The sequence below is a fragment of the Paraburkholderia tagetis genome (assembly GCF_022213065.1).
In the GTDB taxonomy this organism is placed as follows: Bacteria; Pseudomonadota; Gammaproteobacteria; order Burkholderiales; family Burkholderiaceae; genus Paraburkholderia; species Paraburkholderia tagetis.
The window spans coordinates 53,805-68,657 of the sequence record NZ_JAKLJA010000020.1; the positions used below are offsets into that span (position 1 = coordinate 53,805).

General features: G+C 62.5%; 12 protein-coding genes. 11 read left to right on the top strand and 1 reads right to left on the bottom strand.

What is annotated here, in order from left to right; genetic code table 11:
• The first annotated feature begins 32 nt into the window (after positions 1–32).
• A complete protein-coding gene (locus L5014_RS21875) occupies positions 33–722 on the top strand; it encodes a FadR/GntR family transcriptional regulator (protein ID WP_238465832.1) in 690 nt (229 codons plus the stop codon).
• Between the two features lie 185 nt (positions 723–907).
• Here L5014_RS21875 and phaP read toward each other — a convergent pair whose 3' ends face one another.
• Entirely contained in the window at positions 908–1,468 is a 561-nt protein-coding gene (gene phaP / locus L5014_RS21880) for a TIGR01841 family phasin (RefSeq protein WP_238465833.1), read from the bottom strand.
• A 355-nt stretch (positions 1,469–1,823) separates the two neighbouring features.
• On the opposite strand from phaP, the gene L5014_RS21885 reads away from it, so the two are divergent.
• The 10 genes from L5014_RS21885 (at position 1,824) to cyoD (ending at position 14,845) form a co-directional block, all read left to right on the top strand.
• A complete protein-coding gene (locus L5014_RS21885) occupies positions 1,824–2,000 on the top strand; it encodes a catalase-related domain-containing protein (protein WP_238465834.1) in 177 nt (58 codons plus the stop codon).
• Between the two features lie 185 nt (positions 2,001–2,185).
• A complete protein-coding gene (locus L5014_RS21890; RefSeq protein ID WP_238465835.1) occupies positions 2,186–2,761 on the top strand; it encodes a cytochrome b in 576 nt (191 codons plus the stop codon).
• Positions 2,762–2,781: 20 nt separating this feature from the next.
• The gene (locus L5014_RS21895; RefSeq protein ID WP_238465891.1) at positions 2,782–4,290 is read left to right on the top strand and encodes a glycosyltransferase family 2 protein; all 1,509 of its coding nucleotides are present in this window, start codon (positions 2,782–2,784) and stop codon (positions 4,288–4,290) included.
• Between the two features lie 127 nt (positions 4,291–4,417).
• The gene (locus L5014_RS21900; RefSeq protein WP_238465836.1) at positions 4,418–6,136 is read left to right on the top strand and encodes an acid phosphatase; all 1,719 of its coding nucleotides are present in this window, start codon (positions 4,418–4,420) and stop codon (positions 6,134–6,136) included.
• Positions 6,137–6,736: 600 nt separating this feature from the next.
• A complete protein-coding gene (locus L5014_RS21905) occupies positions 6,737–8,176 on the top strand; it encodes a sugar efflux transporter (protein ID WP_238465837.1) in 1,440 nt (479 codons plus the stop codon).
• 903 nt (positions 8,177–9,079) lie between these two features.
• Positions 9,080–10,627 carry an NADH-quinone oxidoreductase subunit M gene (locus L5014_RS21910; RefSeq protein WP_238465838.1) on the top strand — a complete coding sequence of 516 codons (1,548 nt, stop codon included), beginning with the start codon at positions 9,080–9,082 and terminating at the stop codon, positions 10,625–10,627.
• Between the two features lie 349 nt (positions 10,628–10,976).
• The gene (gene cyoA, locus L5014_RS21915; protein ID WP_238465839.1) at positions 10,977–11,864 is read left to right on the top strand and encodes a ubiquinol oxidase subunit II; all 888 of its coding nucleotides are present in this window, start codon (positions 10,977–10,979) and stop codon (positions 11,862–11,864) included.
• A 6-nt stretch (positions 11,865–11,870) separates the two neighbouring features.
• Positions 11,871–13,904, top strand: a complete 2,034-nt coding sequence (gene cyoB, locus L5014_RS21920) for a cytochrome o ubiquinol oxidase subunit I (protein ID WP_238465840.1) — start codon at positions 11,871–11,873, stop codon at positions 13,902–13,904.
• The gene (gene cyoC, locus L5014_RS21925) at positions 13,904–14,515 is read left to right on the top strand and encodes a cytochrome o ubiquinol oxidase subunit III (protein ID WP_238465841.1); all 612 of its coding nucleotides are present in this window, start codon (positions 13,904–13,906) and stop codon (positions 14,513–14,515) included. Before cyoB ends, cyoC begins: the two co-directional genes overlap by 1 nt.
• Positions 14,516–14,845 (top strand): cytochrome o ubiquinol oxidase subunit IV, encoded by a 330-nt coding sequence (cyoD, locus tag L5014_RS21930; protein ID WP_238465842.1) that lies wholly within the window; start codon positions 14,516–14,518, stop codon positions 14,843–14,845.
• The last annotated feature ends 8 nt before the right edge of the window (positions 14,846–14,853 follow it).

Below are 14,853 nucleotides of genomic sequence, written 5' to 3' on the forward strand. Positions count from 1 at the left end.
ATACCTGACAACTCACCGCGTAGCACCAGACCATGGCTGAGCAGAAAGCGCCGAATATGCCGGCGCGGATTTACAGCGACATCCTGAACCGCATCATCGAAGGCGAGTACAAGGAAGGCGAGCGGCTGCCGACCGAGCACATGCTCGCGGAACGCTTTGCGACCTCGCGTCCCACCGTGCGCGAAGCACTCGCGCAGTTACGTGCGGACGGCATCATCGCCACGCGCCACGGCTCGGGAACGACGGTCATGCGGCGCCCCGACCCGGACGTGCGCCGCTTCGCGCCGCTCGAAACGTTGTCGGACATCCGGCGCTGCTACGAGTACCGCGTGGTGGTCGAAGCGGGCGCGGCGGCGCTCGCCGCGCAAAAGGCCGACGACGCCGATATTGCCGCGATTCGCCGCGAGTGGGACAACCTCCAGACCATCATTGAAACGTCGGGCATTGGCGCGAAGGACGACTTCGCGTTTCATATGGCCGTTGCCCGCGCGTCGAAGAATCAGTTCTTTATCACCGCGCTCTCGGGCATCCAGGAGCAGATGGTGTTCAGCATGAATCTGTCGCGCAACCTCTCGCTCGTGAAGTCCATCGAGCGGCAGCGCATCGTGCAGCAGGAGCACCTGGAAGTGCTGGAAGCCGTTCAGGCGCGCGACGCCCAGCGCGCGTCGCAAGCCATGCGTGACCATCTCGAGCGTGCGGTGAGCCGCATGTTCGGCTCCTGATGCGCGACTGAAGGCGCGGCGAACCGGTGGCGCGGCTGCACTCGCGCCGCGCCGCGCCGTGTCCTGTCCTTCTACGAGCCATAAATGAAAAAGCGGGCTCCGCTTGCGCGAATCCCGCTTTTTTGCCGACCGCGACGCCCGTTCGGGCGCCCGATCAACGACGCCGAAGGGCGTCGATCCAGCTCTTACACTGCTTGCTTCGCGCCACGCGTGGCTTGAGCCGCAGCCTTCGATGCAGCCTTGGTGACCGCTTCGAAGTTGCTTTCGACCATCTCGGTAGCCTGCTTGGCGGCCTTGTTCACCGAGTCGTAGGCGCCTTGCGCAGCCGTGATCGCCGACTTGAATGCCGCGACGGCGCTTTCCGAGCCGGCGGGGGCGTTCTTCGCTGCGCTGTCGATGAGCGACTGCACGGCGTGCTGCTGCTGTTCGAACTGGCTTTGCGCAGCTTGCGAGAATTCCGCGTGCGCGGCCGAGACGATCGCGTAGACGTTGCGGCCATAGGCCAGTGCCTTGTCGGCGGCCGGTTGCGCGAAGCCAGCTTGCAGTGCGAAGAAGCCTTGCGGATCCTTTGCCGAGAGCGTGCGCTGGGCGTGTTCCTGGCCTTCTGCGATAGCTGCGCGAGCCGTTTCGATGTTCAGTTCGGCGAGCTTGACTGCGCCTTCGAACGCTTTGTTCGTGAGACCGAAGAGGGCTTCAAGACCGGCTTTCTGGGTGGCGGCGAATTGTTCGGGGGTAGGCAGAGTCATGTCGTCGTTCCTGAGGGTGGACCGGTAGGCGTCGGTTCCGGTTACGAAAAAGAGAAAACTTTCAGTCGATCACCGTATTGGTGCGATGCAGCAATCGAGTTCATGATATCTCAAAACAAAGACGTGTCAAGGAAATTTTTGTGCGTCGCAACATTTCAGTAAACGCTTGATTCGCATTGAGAAATAGAGATAAGGCGAAGGCGTCCTGAAAGCGACATCCGGTGCGCAGAATTTCCTATGCGAAACGCATGCTTGCGCACATTGCGCGAGGTCTGGCGCGCCGAACAGCGGCGGGCGACCATGGTCCGACCAGACCGGTTCCACCGATGAGAGCCGGGAATCCGATGGCGAGATCGTGCGCAGTGCCTATACGCTGCATGCCGACGACGATGATTTCGGCCAGGCGGGCAATCTCGTGCGCAACGTCTTTAACGACGCGCAACGCGCGCAACTCATCGAGCAGGTGGTGGCGAGCATGAGCGGCGTGCGCAGTCCGGCGCGCTTCTGCGCGGCGCGAGGCGAGGGCGCATAATGCGCGGATCGCCGTGCGCGCAGCCAATGGTGTCATGCCAGGCGTCATGCCGTCATAGGTGGTTCTGTGCAGTCCGCATTGCGCGCGATGGAATAAATTCGCTGAACGGCGCGTTATTCCAGACTGAAACATTACGGCATGCCCACGTGAAAACGTCCCTTTCCGCTGAACCCCGTTTCGAGACTATGGCCTCCGCGCAAAAATACACGCGCGTCGCCGTGCTATTGCACTGGTCGATCGCCCTGCTGCTCCTTGCTAACGTCGCGCTAGGCCTGACTGCCGCGCTGTTGCCCGACGGTACGCTTTCCGACGAATCGATCCGCTTCGTCATCGACACGCACAAATCCATCGGCATTACCGTGCTGGGTCTGGCGATCCTGCGCGTGCTATGGCGCTTCACGCATCGTCCGCCTCCGCTGCCCGCTGAGTTCCCTTCATGGGAGCGCACGGCGGCGCACGCCGCGCACATCGCGCTGTATCTGCTCATCTTCGCGATGCCGCTTTCCGGTTGGCTGCACGATTCCGCCTGGGTGGCCGCCGCTTCGCATCCGATGTATCTGTTCGGCCTTTTTCAGTGGCCGCGCATCGGCTTCATCATGAATCTCGACGCCGCGACTAAAAACCAGTTGCACGATCAGTTCGGCGCGCTGCACACGGCATGCAGCTATGCGCTCTATGGCGTGCTCGCGCTGCATGTCGCAGGCGCGCTGAAGCATCAGTGGATCGATCGTCATTCGGTGCTGCGCCGGATGATGCCGTGAACGACGAAAAAAGGACGGTCTTGAACGACTCGCTAGACCAGGCGCTCGCCCGCACGTCGCCGCGTCTCGCGCCGACGCGAACGCCAATTGCCAGCGTCGCGATTCATCTGGGCGTGATGGTGCTCTGGTGCGTGTTGTTTGCGCGCGCATTTTTTCTGCAAGGCGTGGTTGCGTGGTCGACCGGCATTGCCTACGTGATCTACGACACATTGCTGCTCGTGTTCGTGGCATGGCAGGCGCGCGTGCTGCTGCGGCCTGTGGGCGTGGCGGCTATTCCGGCTGCTTCGGGGGTGCCGGCTTTGCAGCCGGGTTCACAGCCGATTGCACAGCCGATTTCACAGCCGACCCTTGGCGTGATCGTCGCCGCGCACAACGAGGCGGCTGTGTTGCCGATCACGCTCGACGCGCTGTTCGCGCAGACCTGCGCGCCGCAGCAGATCGTGATTGCCGACGATGGTTCGAGCGACGGCACCGCCGCGCTGCTCGCAGAGCGCTACGGATTGATCGATCCCGGCGAAGGTCGCTTGAGCACGCCTTCGCCTGGCTATCCGAACCTGCGCTGGCTGAGGCTGCCGCACGGCGGCAAGGCGCGTGCGCTCAATGCGGCGCTCGGCGCGATTCGGACCGACGCGGTGATGACGGTCGATGCCGATACGCTGCTCGAACCCGACGCCTGTGCGGCCATGGCCGACGCGTTTGGCCGCGAGCCCGCGCTCGTGGCGGCGGCGGGGCTGCTCACGCCGGTTTGCGGCACTTCGCCGAGCGGGCGCTTTTTTCAGTGGTTCCAGACCTACGAGTACATTCGCAATTTCATCTCGCGCTTCGCGTGGATGCGCGCGGACAGTCTGTTGCTCGTCTCCGGCGCGTTCGCGGCCTTCCGGCGCGACGCGGTGATGGCGGTGGGTGGTTTCGACCCGCATTGCCTTGTAGAGGATTACGAACTGATTCACCGGCTGCGACGCCATTCGGCGCGCGAAGCGCTGGGCTGGGACGTGCGTGTGATCGGTGCTGCTCGCGCCCGCACCGACGCGCCCGGCACGCTCGCCAGTTTCCTGCGGCAGCGCCGCCGCTGGTTCGCGGGCTTTTTGCAGACCCAGTACTGGTATCGCGACATGACCGGGAACCGTCGCTACGGCAAGCTCGGCCTCATGATGCTGCCGGTGAAGGCGTTCGACACCGTGCAGCCCATTTACGGCCTCACGGCGTTCGCGCTGTTGCTCGGTTTTCTCTTCGACGGGCGCTTCACGATCGTGTTGCCGGTGCTGGCGGTGATCGTCGGGAAGATTGCGATCGACCTCGCGTTCCATTTGTTTTCGTTGCATCTGTACCGGCGCTGGAGCGGAGACCGCACCCGTTCCAGCTTCGGCATGGCGCTGCTTGCGGCGATCTTCGAGCCGTTCTCGTTCCAGTTGATGCGCCACGCCGGTGCTGCGCTCGGCTGGCTGCACTTCCTGCTCGGGCGGCGCAAGTGGGGCGTGCAGCAGCGCACAGGCCTCGGCGCACCGCGGGGGCGTGGGACGGCGGTGTAGCCCGTTGCCCTGAATGCGCCTGAGCGTGCCGCAGCGTCCGCATATCGGTCTGCACACGGTATTCTCCTCGTGACAAGCGAAGCGCGAGCCCTCGCGCGTTCTTCGACACGACACAGGAGGCAAGCCGATGAAGCAAGACGACCCGACCGTACCGGACCCGCAGGGAAAAGACGAAGCGCCAGCGCTAAGCGGCTCCGATCATAACGGTCCGGACGATCCTGCACGCAGGCGCGTGCTGGGCGGGATCGCAGCGGTTGGTGTGGGGCTTGCGCTCGGCGGCTGCCAGTCGCCCGAGCAAGGCGCGGGCGCGGTGCCGCGCAGTGCCGGCGATGCGCGCCTCGACGCGGCGCTGCGCGACCAGGTGCGCCACATCGTCGTGATCTATGCGGAGAACCGCAGCTTCGTCAACCTCTACGGCAATTTCCCGGGCGTGCAGACGCCACTCTCCGGCGTGCCTGCACAGCGCTATGTGCAACTCGACCGCGACGGCAAGACGCCGCTCGCGCAATTGCCGAAGATCTGGGGCGGCCTGGTTCCGCAGGCGCAAGAGCTCGATGGCAAGCGCTACATGATCGGCGAGCAGGCCATTACCGGCCTTGCGAACCGGCCGTTTCGCATCGGCGACGCGCAGGGCAATCCGTTGCCGAACGGAATCAAAACGCGCGATCTTATCCATCGCTTCTACCAGAACCAGATGCAGATCAACGCGGGCCGCAACGACCAGTTCGCCGCGTGGGGCGATTCGGGCGGCCTCGTGATGGGCTACTACGAGAATTCCGCGCAGACGCTGCGGCTCTGGAAACTCGCGCAGCAATACACGCTTTGCGACAACTTCTTCATGGCGGCGTTCGGCGGCTCGTGGCTCAACCATATCTATCTGATTTCCGCGCAGGCGCCGTACTATCCCGACATTCAGTCGAGTCCGGCGAAGTCTCTCGTCTCTGTGCTCGAAGGCGACGATCCGCTTGGCACGCGTCTGAAGCTCGCGCCCAGTTGCCCGTCTTCGGCGCTTGGCGGGCCGCCGAAGTTCGTGAACGACGGCCTCTTCACGCCCGACGGCTATGCGGTCAACACGATGGCGCCGCCGTATCAGCCGAGCAGTGTGCGGCCCGCTGAAGGCGGCAATCCCGCGTGGGCCGATCCGGCCAATCCGCGCGTGATGCCGCCGCAAACCTACGCGACGATCGGTGACCGGCTCTCCGCCAAGGGCATCGACTGGGCCTGGTATAGCGGCGCCTGGCAATATGCGCTCGACCATCGCGACACCGGCGCGGTGCCCGACTTTCAGTATCACCACCAGCCGTTCAACTACTTCGCGAACTATGCGCCGGGCACGGCCGCGCGCGCACGGCACCTGCGCGACGCGGGTCTGGGCGACGAGCCGGCCACGAACCGCCTGCTCGCCGACATCGACGCGGGGCGGCTGCCCGCCGTCACCTTCTACAAGCCGCAGGGCAACCTGAATATGCACGCCGGCTACGCCGACGTGGCGTCGGGCGACCGCCACATCGCCGGCGTGATCGAGCGTCTGCAGCGCAGCGAGTACTGGGCGAATACGGTGATCGTGATGACGCACGACGAGAACGGCGGCTGGTGGGATCCGGTCGCGCCGCCGCAGGGCGACCGCTGGGGGCCGGGCTCGCGCATTCCGGCACTGGTGATCGCACCGTTCGCGAAGAAGGGCTACGTGGATCACACGTTCTACGACTCCAACTCGATCCTGCGCTTCATCAGCCGCGTGCACGGGCTCGCGCCGCTCGACGGCGTGGCGTCGCGCGAGCGCGCCTGCGCTTCGCGCGGGCAGACGCCGCCGGGCGATCTCACGGGGGCGCTCGAGCTGGCGTGATGTTGTGACGGGCCGTGCGGGCGCGGGGCGATACGGGAAGAGCGGATACGAAACGCGCTCGCGCTCGCCGCACACCCTGGCGTCCGCACGTGGGTTGCTCATTGGAAACGCAGTTGCTGCTTCCGTGACTGAATCGATGAACTACTCGTCCGATCAATGAGTTGGCGCGATCCCCAGGCGGTTATCAACAGAGTTGTCCAGAAAAACTGTGGACAACTTTTTCGCGCAAAATTTGTGCATCGGTCATGACTTTGGCGCACTTGCTGTTTCAAATCATGAGCTTGGCGTAAATGTCCCAAGGTTGCCCACAAGGCTGTGAACAAAATCTGTGGACAAGCGCGGCGCCGATGTTCGTATCGGCGGCAAATCTGCTGCAATCGGAAACGGTGTGCACAATCCGATACGCATCAAATACTTGCCGTACTCGTCCCGGAGTTACTCACAGGGCTCTCAACAAAATCTGTGGATAGCGCACCCAGATGCTGATACGCCTTGCAGCCGCCTTGCGCGAGGCCTGGCTTCCGCTCGATAATCGCCCTCGATACGCTTGTTCGCGACGTCTCGCGCGTTGCAACTTCTCCTCCCACTCTGCGTCGCGCCGTGCTCAAAAACTCGCGCTTTGCCGGTCTTCTGCGTATTCCCGGTTTTCTGCCGCTCGCCGGCGCCACGCTGATGCTGGGCGTGGCGATGTCATTCACCGCACCGTATTTGTCCTTGTTCGGCGTCGAACGTGCCGGCATGACGCCGTTGCGGCTTGGCGTGTTCATGACTGCGATCGCGGCGAGCGGCGTCATCGCCAGCACGGCGGCGGGGCGCTGGAGCGACGCCACGGGCAAGCATCGGCCGCTGTTGCTCGCTTCGCTGTGCGCCGCCACGCTTGGCTATCTATGCTTGTGCATCGTGCGCGACTACCGCTGGCTGCTCGCGGTGGGTATCGCGTTCATCGGCGCGGGCGGCTGCGCGCTCTCGCTTGTCTTCTCGTTCAGCCGCGCGGCACTGCCCGCCGCCGACGACGCCGAGCGCACCTTCGCGAGCGCCACCTTGCGCACGATTCTTTCGGCGGCCTGGGTGTTCGGGCCGGCCGTTGGCGCGCTGGTGCTCGCGGCCACCAGTTTCTACGGACTCTTTCTGTTCGCGGCGGCGAGCTTTGCCGCCTGCGGCACGATCGTCTGGCGCATGCGCGAGCCGCGCCATGACGAGCACGCCACACAGCATCTGATGACGCGGCCCACGGCGGAGGAGGTGGCCGGTGAGCTAGCCGAAGCGGCTGTTGCGCCCTACGAAGGGCAGCCGCTCAACCAGGCCGAGGTGCAGCCCGCGGTGAGGCAGCGCGTGCATGCGAGCGCGCCCGACGCCTCGCAGAGCGACATCATGCGCGCGGTGGTTGCGCTTACGCTCATCGGCCTTGCCGCCAACGCGACGATGATCGTGCTGCCGCTCTATATCGTGCACGGCCTGCAGGGCACGCGTATCGACGTCTCGATCATGCTCGGGCTCGGCGCGTTGATGGAAATTCCCATGATGCTCGCGCTGGGCGCGAAGGCGTCGCGCCTGAACAAGTTGCGCTGGCTCGCTGCGTGCGCCGTCGTGCACGCCGTGTATTTCGTGTCGATGTCGGCGGCACCCGGCGTGCATGCGCTCATCCCCATGCAGATCCTCAACGCATTCGTGGTGGCCGTTACGTCCTGTCTCGGCATGACCTATGTGCAGGATCTGATGCCCGAATCGCCCGGGCGCGCCACGGCGCTGTTCTTCAACGCCGCGCGGCTGGGCTCGATTCTTTCCGGCGTGCTCTCGGGTCTGCTCGTGCAGGCGTTCGGATATCGCGGCACGTTTCTGTTCTGCGGCGTGCTCGCGCTTTGTGCACTTGTTTTGTTCGCGGTTCCGGGCGAGTTGTATCCGCAAATGGCGCGCGCCGCGCGGCGCCATGCGAGAGAACGTTTCGGCTCGCGCTCGGGGCGCGCCGGCAGCAGCGTTGGCAATGCCCGCAGCTTTGGAAGCGCGAAGCGGCGCAACGAAGTGATTGGCGATCCTGATTAATTGCCTGCGAACGAAAAACCGCGCAATCGCCGCGCCGCCTCGAAGCACTCCATTCGAAGCATTCAATGCATATAGGTGACGCGGCGCGAGCGGTGGCTCAGCAGCAGGCCCGCGTCGAGTAGCGCGATGGCGAACCAGCGCGCCGTCTTGAGCGTGCCGCTCACGCTGGGTTCATGAAACCTCCGGTCGGCTGGAATGCGTGCTTTGGCACTGACTCCGGCGCCATGATGCTGCAAGTCCGATTCAAATGCAAAATGATTCTCATTTGCCAAATGTGTCCGCAGAGACGGGCGGATCCACTAGTGCGCCAGAAAAGACTCTTCCAGGCTGGCCGCTTAATTCGGGGGCCGGAAGGGGCTAAAGTGCCGGCCATGCGTGTACCAGCGCCGCTGGCGCATCGTGAGAGTTGGCCCCGACCGCAAGCGGTCGGGGCTTTTTTTTGCAGCGCGCAAACGCGCGCGGGGCGGGGCTGGCACGGTTCCAGGGCCCTTGCGCCGATGCATAAGTTATTGAACCGAAAGAAACAAGTAAGGTATTATTCGGGCCGCACGGAGCGACCACATGTCGCTCCCGGTTGGGTCCAGAAGGTCGCAAGGGGCACTTTTCGGATCAAAAAACATGCGTGCACAGGAATTTGTTGTATTTCGTCTTAGTATGAATTTGAATAAAAACAATGACTTGTATCAAGCATTGATCTGGTTCGAGTTGTTGCGCTGCAAAACTTCCGTATTCCGATTACCCTCGTTAACCCTTGAACGTGTGTTGCATTTCGCCTCGTAGCTGACAAATCCGTTACAGCCTGTCTGGTCCGATTTTCACCCCACGTCAATCTTTCAAGTTGCTTGCGCACAAGTCCGTGCGCCGAGGAAGCTATTCGCTCCGCATTTTTAAGGTCCCGTTGAAATGCATTCCGTTCCATTCCTGAGTCTGGCGATCTGGATTCCCATCCTGTTCGGCGTGGCAGTGCTGCGCGTCGGGTCGGATCGTCATCCGCAGCGCGCGCGCTGGCTGTCGTTGATCGGCGCCGTCGTCGGCCTGCTGTTGACCTTGCCGCTGATCACTGGTTTTGACAACCACCTTGCCGGCATGCAGTTCGTCGAATTCCGCAACTGGCTGCCCGACTTCGGCGTGGCCTGGCGTCTCGGGATCGATGGCATTTCGATGTGGCTCGTCGTGCTGACCGCGTTCACCACGCTCGTGATCGTGATCGCCTCGTGGGCGTCGATCACAGTGCGCGTCGCCCAGTACTTCGGCGCGTTCCTGATTCTCTCGGGCCTGATGGTCGGCACCTTCGCGGCAACCGACGGCATGCTGTTCTTCGTGTTCTTCGAAGCAACGCTGATTCCGCTGTACCTGCTGATCGGTACGTGGGGCCACGCACGCCGCAGCTACGCCGCAGTGAAGTTCTTCTTCTTCTCGCTCGCCGGTTCGCTGCTGATGCTGGTGTCGATGCTGTACCTCTACAGCCAGTCGCACACCTTCGACATGTCCGCGTGGCATGACCTCACGCTCGGCCTCGTGCCGCAGATTCTCGTCTTCATCGGTTTCTTCGCGGCCTTCGCGGTCAAGGTGCCGATGTGGCCGTTCCACACCTGGCTGCCCGACGTCCACCTCGAAGCGCCCACCGGCGCGACCGTGCTGATGGCGATGCTCAAGCTCGGCGGCTACGGCTTCCTGCGCTTCACGCTGCCGATCACGCCCGACGCCGCGCACTTCTTCGCGCCCGTGATCATCACGCTCTCGCTCGTGGCCGTGGTGTACTCGAGCCTGCTCGCGCTCGCGCAGACCGACATGACCAAGATGCTCGCGTACTCGACGGTCGCCCACATGGGCCTCGTGACGCTGGGCCTGTTCCTCTTCAACCAGATCGGCACCGAAGGCGCGGTCGTGCAGATGATCTCGTATGGCTTCGTCTCGGGCGCGTTGCTGCTCTCGGTCGGCGTGCTGTTCGATCGCACCAGGACGCGCACGATCTCGGCCTATGGCGGCGTCGCTAACGTGATGCCGCGCTACGCCACCTTCATGATGCTGTTCTGCATGGCCAACCTGGGCCTGCCGGGCACGTCGGGCTTCGTGGGCGAGTTCATGGTCATCATGGGCGCGATTCGCGTGAACTTCTGGGTCGGCGCAATTGCCGCGACGACCGTCATTCTGAGCGCTGCGTACACACTGTGGATGTACAAGCGCGTGATCTTTGGCGCTGTGGCGAACAAGAGCGTTGCGAAGCTGGCCGACCTCGGCCGGCGCGAAATGCTGATCTTCGGTTCGCTCGCAGCGCTGGTGCTGGCAGTGGGCCTCTACCCGAAGCCCATGACCGACGCGATCGAGCTCTCGGCGGCGAACCTCGTCACCCAGGCCGGTCGCTCCAAGCAACCCGTCGACGATGGCGCGCCTGCTGAAGCAGTGCGTGCAGGCACAGACGTTCGTGCCGCGCAACACTCGCCGACGTAAGAAAGTCAATGATCAGTAAGGAATGACGGCGCACCTGCGCGCCGCCCCGCCGCGAGGCGGCGCGGCGCGCGAGTGCGTCTAGAAGTTTTCGAATTTTGAGATTCGAAAAGAGCCGCTGCGGATCGACGTCAAGGCCGAAATAGAGCGCGATGGGCGTGTGTTCCCGAGGTGCGACAAACCTCGTGAACACATGCGACATAGTGTCTCGATTTGGTTTGGGCAAAGGTCATTTTCTGCATTCATTGATTGTCTTCGATCAGAGCGGCTGTATGATTCGGGCGCGCTTCCTTTGTCGGATGTCAGAGGATGTGTCCGGAACTATTCAATGAATGTATTTCAGGCAAACGTGATGAAAAGAACGACCTTGCAAAGGTTACTGCTTCCCGTCAGTGCCGGATTGGCCATGTGTCTTTCCGGATGCAAGATGGAGCTCCTTGACCCCAAAGGCAGCGTGGGCATGGCGGAAAAGTCGCTGATCGCGACCTCCACCTGGGCCATGCTGATCGTAGTGATCCCCGTGATCGTCCTGACGCTGTGGTTCGCGTACCGCTACCGCGCCTCGAACCGCAACGCCACCTACGCGCCGAAATGGTCGCACTCGACGGCTATCGAAGTCGTCGTCTGGACCATCCCGACGCTGATCATTCTGTTCCTCGCCGTGCTCACGTGGAAAACCACGCACGAGCTCGACCCCTACAAGCCGCTTGAATCGAACGTCAAGCCGATCAACGTCGAAGTGGTCGCGCTGGACTGGAAGTGGCTCTTCATCTATCCGGACCTCGGTATTGCCACGGTGAACCAGCTGGCTGTGCCCGTTGGTACGCCGGTGAACTTCAGCATCACGTCCGACTCGGTGATGAACTCGTTCTTCATCCCGCAGCTCGGCACCCAGGTCTATGCGATGGCCGGCATGCAGACGCGCCTGCACCTGATCGCGGACGAAGCCGGCGACTACGCGGGCCTCTCGGCGAACTTCAGCGGCAAGGGCTTCTCGGACATGAAGTTCCGCACGATCGCAACGAACCAGCAAGACTTCGACGCATGGGTCCAGAAGGTCAAGACGTCCTCGACGTCGCTTTCGATGGATCAATACGCGACGGTCGCGAAGCCGAGCGAGAAGGCTCCGGTTGAGTACTTCTCGACGGTCGACCCGAAGCTCTTCAACAACATCATTGCGAAGTACAACAACGGCCACGTCACGAATTTCAGTGACCCGTCGTGCGTGACCAAGGGGTAAGCGGGCATGTTCGGAAAACTCACACTGGATGCCATTCCGTATCACGAGCCGATTATTGTCGGCACGATGTTCGGCATGGCGCTGATCGGCGCCTTCGTGCTTGGAGGCATCACTTACCTCGGTAAGTGGAAGTATCTTTGGACCGAGTGGCTGACGAGCGTCGACCACAAGCGTCTGGGCGTGATGTACATCATCCTCGCCCTCATCATGCTCGTGCGCGGCTTTGCCGACGCCATCATGATGCGTACCCAGCTCGCGATCGCGTACAACGCACCGGGCTATCTGCCGCCGCACCACTACGACCAGATCTTCACGGCGCACGGCGTGATCATGATCTTCTTCATGGCCATGGCCTTCATGGTCGGCCTGATGAACATCATCGTGCCGCTGCAGATCGGCGCACGCGACGTTGCGTTCCCGTTCCTGAACTCGCTGTCGTTCTGGATGACCGCGGTCGGCGCAATCCTGCTGATGATCTCGCTCGTCGTGGGTGAGTTCGCGATGACCGGCTGGCTCGCGTATCCGCCGCTTTCGGAGCTCGCATACAGTCCGGGCGTAGGCGTCGACTATTACCTGTGGGCATTGCAGATCTCGGGTGTCGGCACGCTGCTGACCGGCGTGAACTTCTTCGTCACCATCATCAAGATGCGCGCTCCTGGCATGACGATGATGAAGCTGCCGGTGTTCACGTGGACGGCGCTGTGCACGAACGTGCTGATCATGGCCGCGTTCCCGGTCCTGACCGTCACGCTCGCGCTGCTCGGCCTCGACCGCTACCTCGGCATGCACTTCTTCACGAACGATGGCGGCGGTAACGCCATGCTGTACCTGAACCTGATCTGGGCCTGGGGTCACCCCGAGGTGTACATCCTGATCCTGCCGGCGTTCGGTATCTTCTCGGAAGTCGTTTCGACGTATGCCAAGAAGCCGCTGTTCGGCTACAAGGCGATGGTCTACGCGACCTGCGCGATCATGGTGCTGGCGTTCCTCGTGTGGCTGCACCACTTCTTCACGATGGGCTCGGGCGCCGATGTGAACGCGTTCTTCGGCATCGCGACGATGATCATCTCGATCCCGACGGGCGTGAAGATCTTCAACTGGCTGTTCACGATCTACCGCGGCCGCCTCGAGTTCAACTCGTCGGTGCTGTGGACGCTCGGCTTCATGGTCACCTTCACCATCGGCGGCATGACCGGCGTGATGATGGCGATCCCGGGCGCGGACTTCGTGCTGCACAACTCGCTGTTCCTGATCGCGCACTTCCACAACGTGATCATCGGCGGCGTGCTGTTCGGCTACCTCGCCGGCATGAACTACTGGTTCCCGAAGGCGTTCGGCTTCAAGCTCAACGAGAAGCTCGGCAAGCGTGCATTCTGGTTCTGGCTCACGGGCTTCTATGTCGCGTTCACGCCGCTGTACGTGCTCGGCTTCATGGGCGCAACCCGCCGTCTGAACCACTACGACAATCCGGCATGGCATCCGTGGATGCTCATCGCCTGGTTCGGCGCCGTGCTCGTGCTGATCGGCATCGCGCACCAGTTCGCACAGCTGTATGTGTCGATCCGCGACCGCAACCTGCCGGAAAACCGCGACCTGACGGGCGATCCGTGGGGTGGCCGCACGCTGGAATGGTCGATCTCGTCGCCGCCGCCGTCGTATAACTTCGCAGTCATCCCGCACGTGAGCGAGCTCGACGAATTCGCGCACATGAAGGAAATGGGCCGCGAAACGCCGGACGTCGCGAACACGAAGTACACCGATATCCACATGCCCTCGAACACGAGCGCAGGCGTCTTTATCGGCTTCTTCAGCCTGGTGCTCGGCTTTGCTGGCATCTGGCACATCTGGTGGCTCATGATTGCTGGTTTCGTCGGCATTCTTGCGACGGCGATCGGCTACAGCTTCCAGAAGAACGAGGGCTACTACATCCCGGCCGCCAAGGTCCGGGCAGATGAAGAACTGCGCAATCGCGCACTGGTCAAGGCGTTCGCTGACAAGCAGCGCCGCGGCAAGGTTAAAGAAGCACTGGAGGCCAACTGATGTCGACGCATACAAGTGCGGCCGCACTCGCGGAGCACGATCACCACGATCACCCGCCGTCACACTCGGTGTTCGGCTTCTGGCTGTACCTGATGACGGACTGTATTCTGTTCGGCTCGCTGTTCGCAGTGTTCGCCGTGATGCAGAACCAGTTCGCGGGCGGCCCGACGGGCAAGGACCTGTTCGATATTCCGGGCGTCGCGATGGAAACGGCAGTGCTGCTGCTGTCGTCCATCACGTACGGCTTCGCGATGATCGGCGCGTACAAGAAGCGCACCGGCCAGGTGATGTTCTGGCTGGCCGTCACGTTCTTGCTGGGCGCGACGTTCCTGTACTTCGAACTGCATGAATTCGCGCACCTGATCGAAGAAGGCGCGGGCCCGCAGCGCAGCGCGTTCCTCTCGTCGTTCTTCACGCTGGTCGCCACCCACGGTATCCACGTGACGTTCGGCATGATCTGGATGATCGTGCTGATGGTGCAGACCCTGAAGGCGCCGGTAATCGGCGAGCGCGAAATTCGCCGCCTGTCGTGCCTGAGCCTTTTCTGGCACTTCCTGGACATCGTCTGGATCTGCGTGTTCTCTTTTGTTTATCTTGCGAGCGTGATCTAAATGAGTGCTCATTCCATCCACGAAGAAGAAAGCCACGGCAGCCTCAGCGGCTATCTGGCAGGTTTCGTCCTGGCGGTAGTGCTCACGGCCGCTTCGTTCTGGCTCGTACTGCATGGCGGCTTCTCGCGCGAAACCGCGCTGATCGGCCTCGCCGTGCTGGCAGTCGTGCAGATCCTCGTGCACCTCGTGTTCTTCCTGCACATGAACTCGTCGTCGAGCCAGCGCTGGAACGTGACCGCATTCGCCTATACGGTGCTGACGGTGTTGATCATCGTCGGCGGTACGCTGTGGGTCATGCACAACGTCGGCATGAACATGATGTCGCGTTGATCCCTGGT

Excerpts from the sequence above, each read along its gene's own strand:
- L5014_RS21875 (WP_238465832.1), top strand. The coding sequence starts at position 33 with ATGGCTGAGCAGAAAGCGCCGAATATGCCGGCGCGGATTTACAGCGAC.
- phaP (WP_238465833.1), bottom strand. The coding sequence starts at position 1,468 with ATGACTCTGCCTACCCCCGAACAATTCGCCGCCACCCAGAAAGCCGGT.
- L5014_RS21890 (WP_238465835.1), top strand. The coding sequence starts at position 2,186 with ATGGCCTCCGCGCAAAAATACACGCGCGTCGCCGTGCTATTGCACTGG.
- L5014_RS21900 (WP_238465836.1), top strand. The coding sequence starts at position 4,418 with ATGAAGCAAGACGACCCGACCGTACCGGACCCGCAGGGAAAAGACGAA.
- L5014_RS21910 (WP_238465838.1), top strand. The coding sequence starts at position 9,080 with ATGCATTCCGTTCCATTCCTGAGTCTGGCGATCTGGATTCCCATCCTG.
- cyoA (WP_238465839.1), top strand. The coding sequence starts at position 10,977 with ATGAAAAGAACGACCTTGCAAAGGTTACTGCTTCCCGTCAGTGCCGGA.
- cyoB (WP_238465840.1), top strand. The coding sequence starts at position 11,871 with ATGTTCGGAAAACTCACACTGGATGCCATTCCGTATCACGAGCCGATT.
- cyoC (WP_238465841.1), top strand. The coding sequence starts at position 13,904 with ATGTCGACGCATACAAGTGCGGCCGCACTCGCGGAGCACGATCACCAC.
- cyoD (WP_238465842.1), top strand. The coding sequence starts at position 14,516 with ATGAGTGCTCATTCCATCCACGAAGAAGAAAGCCACGGCAGCCTCAGC.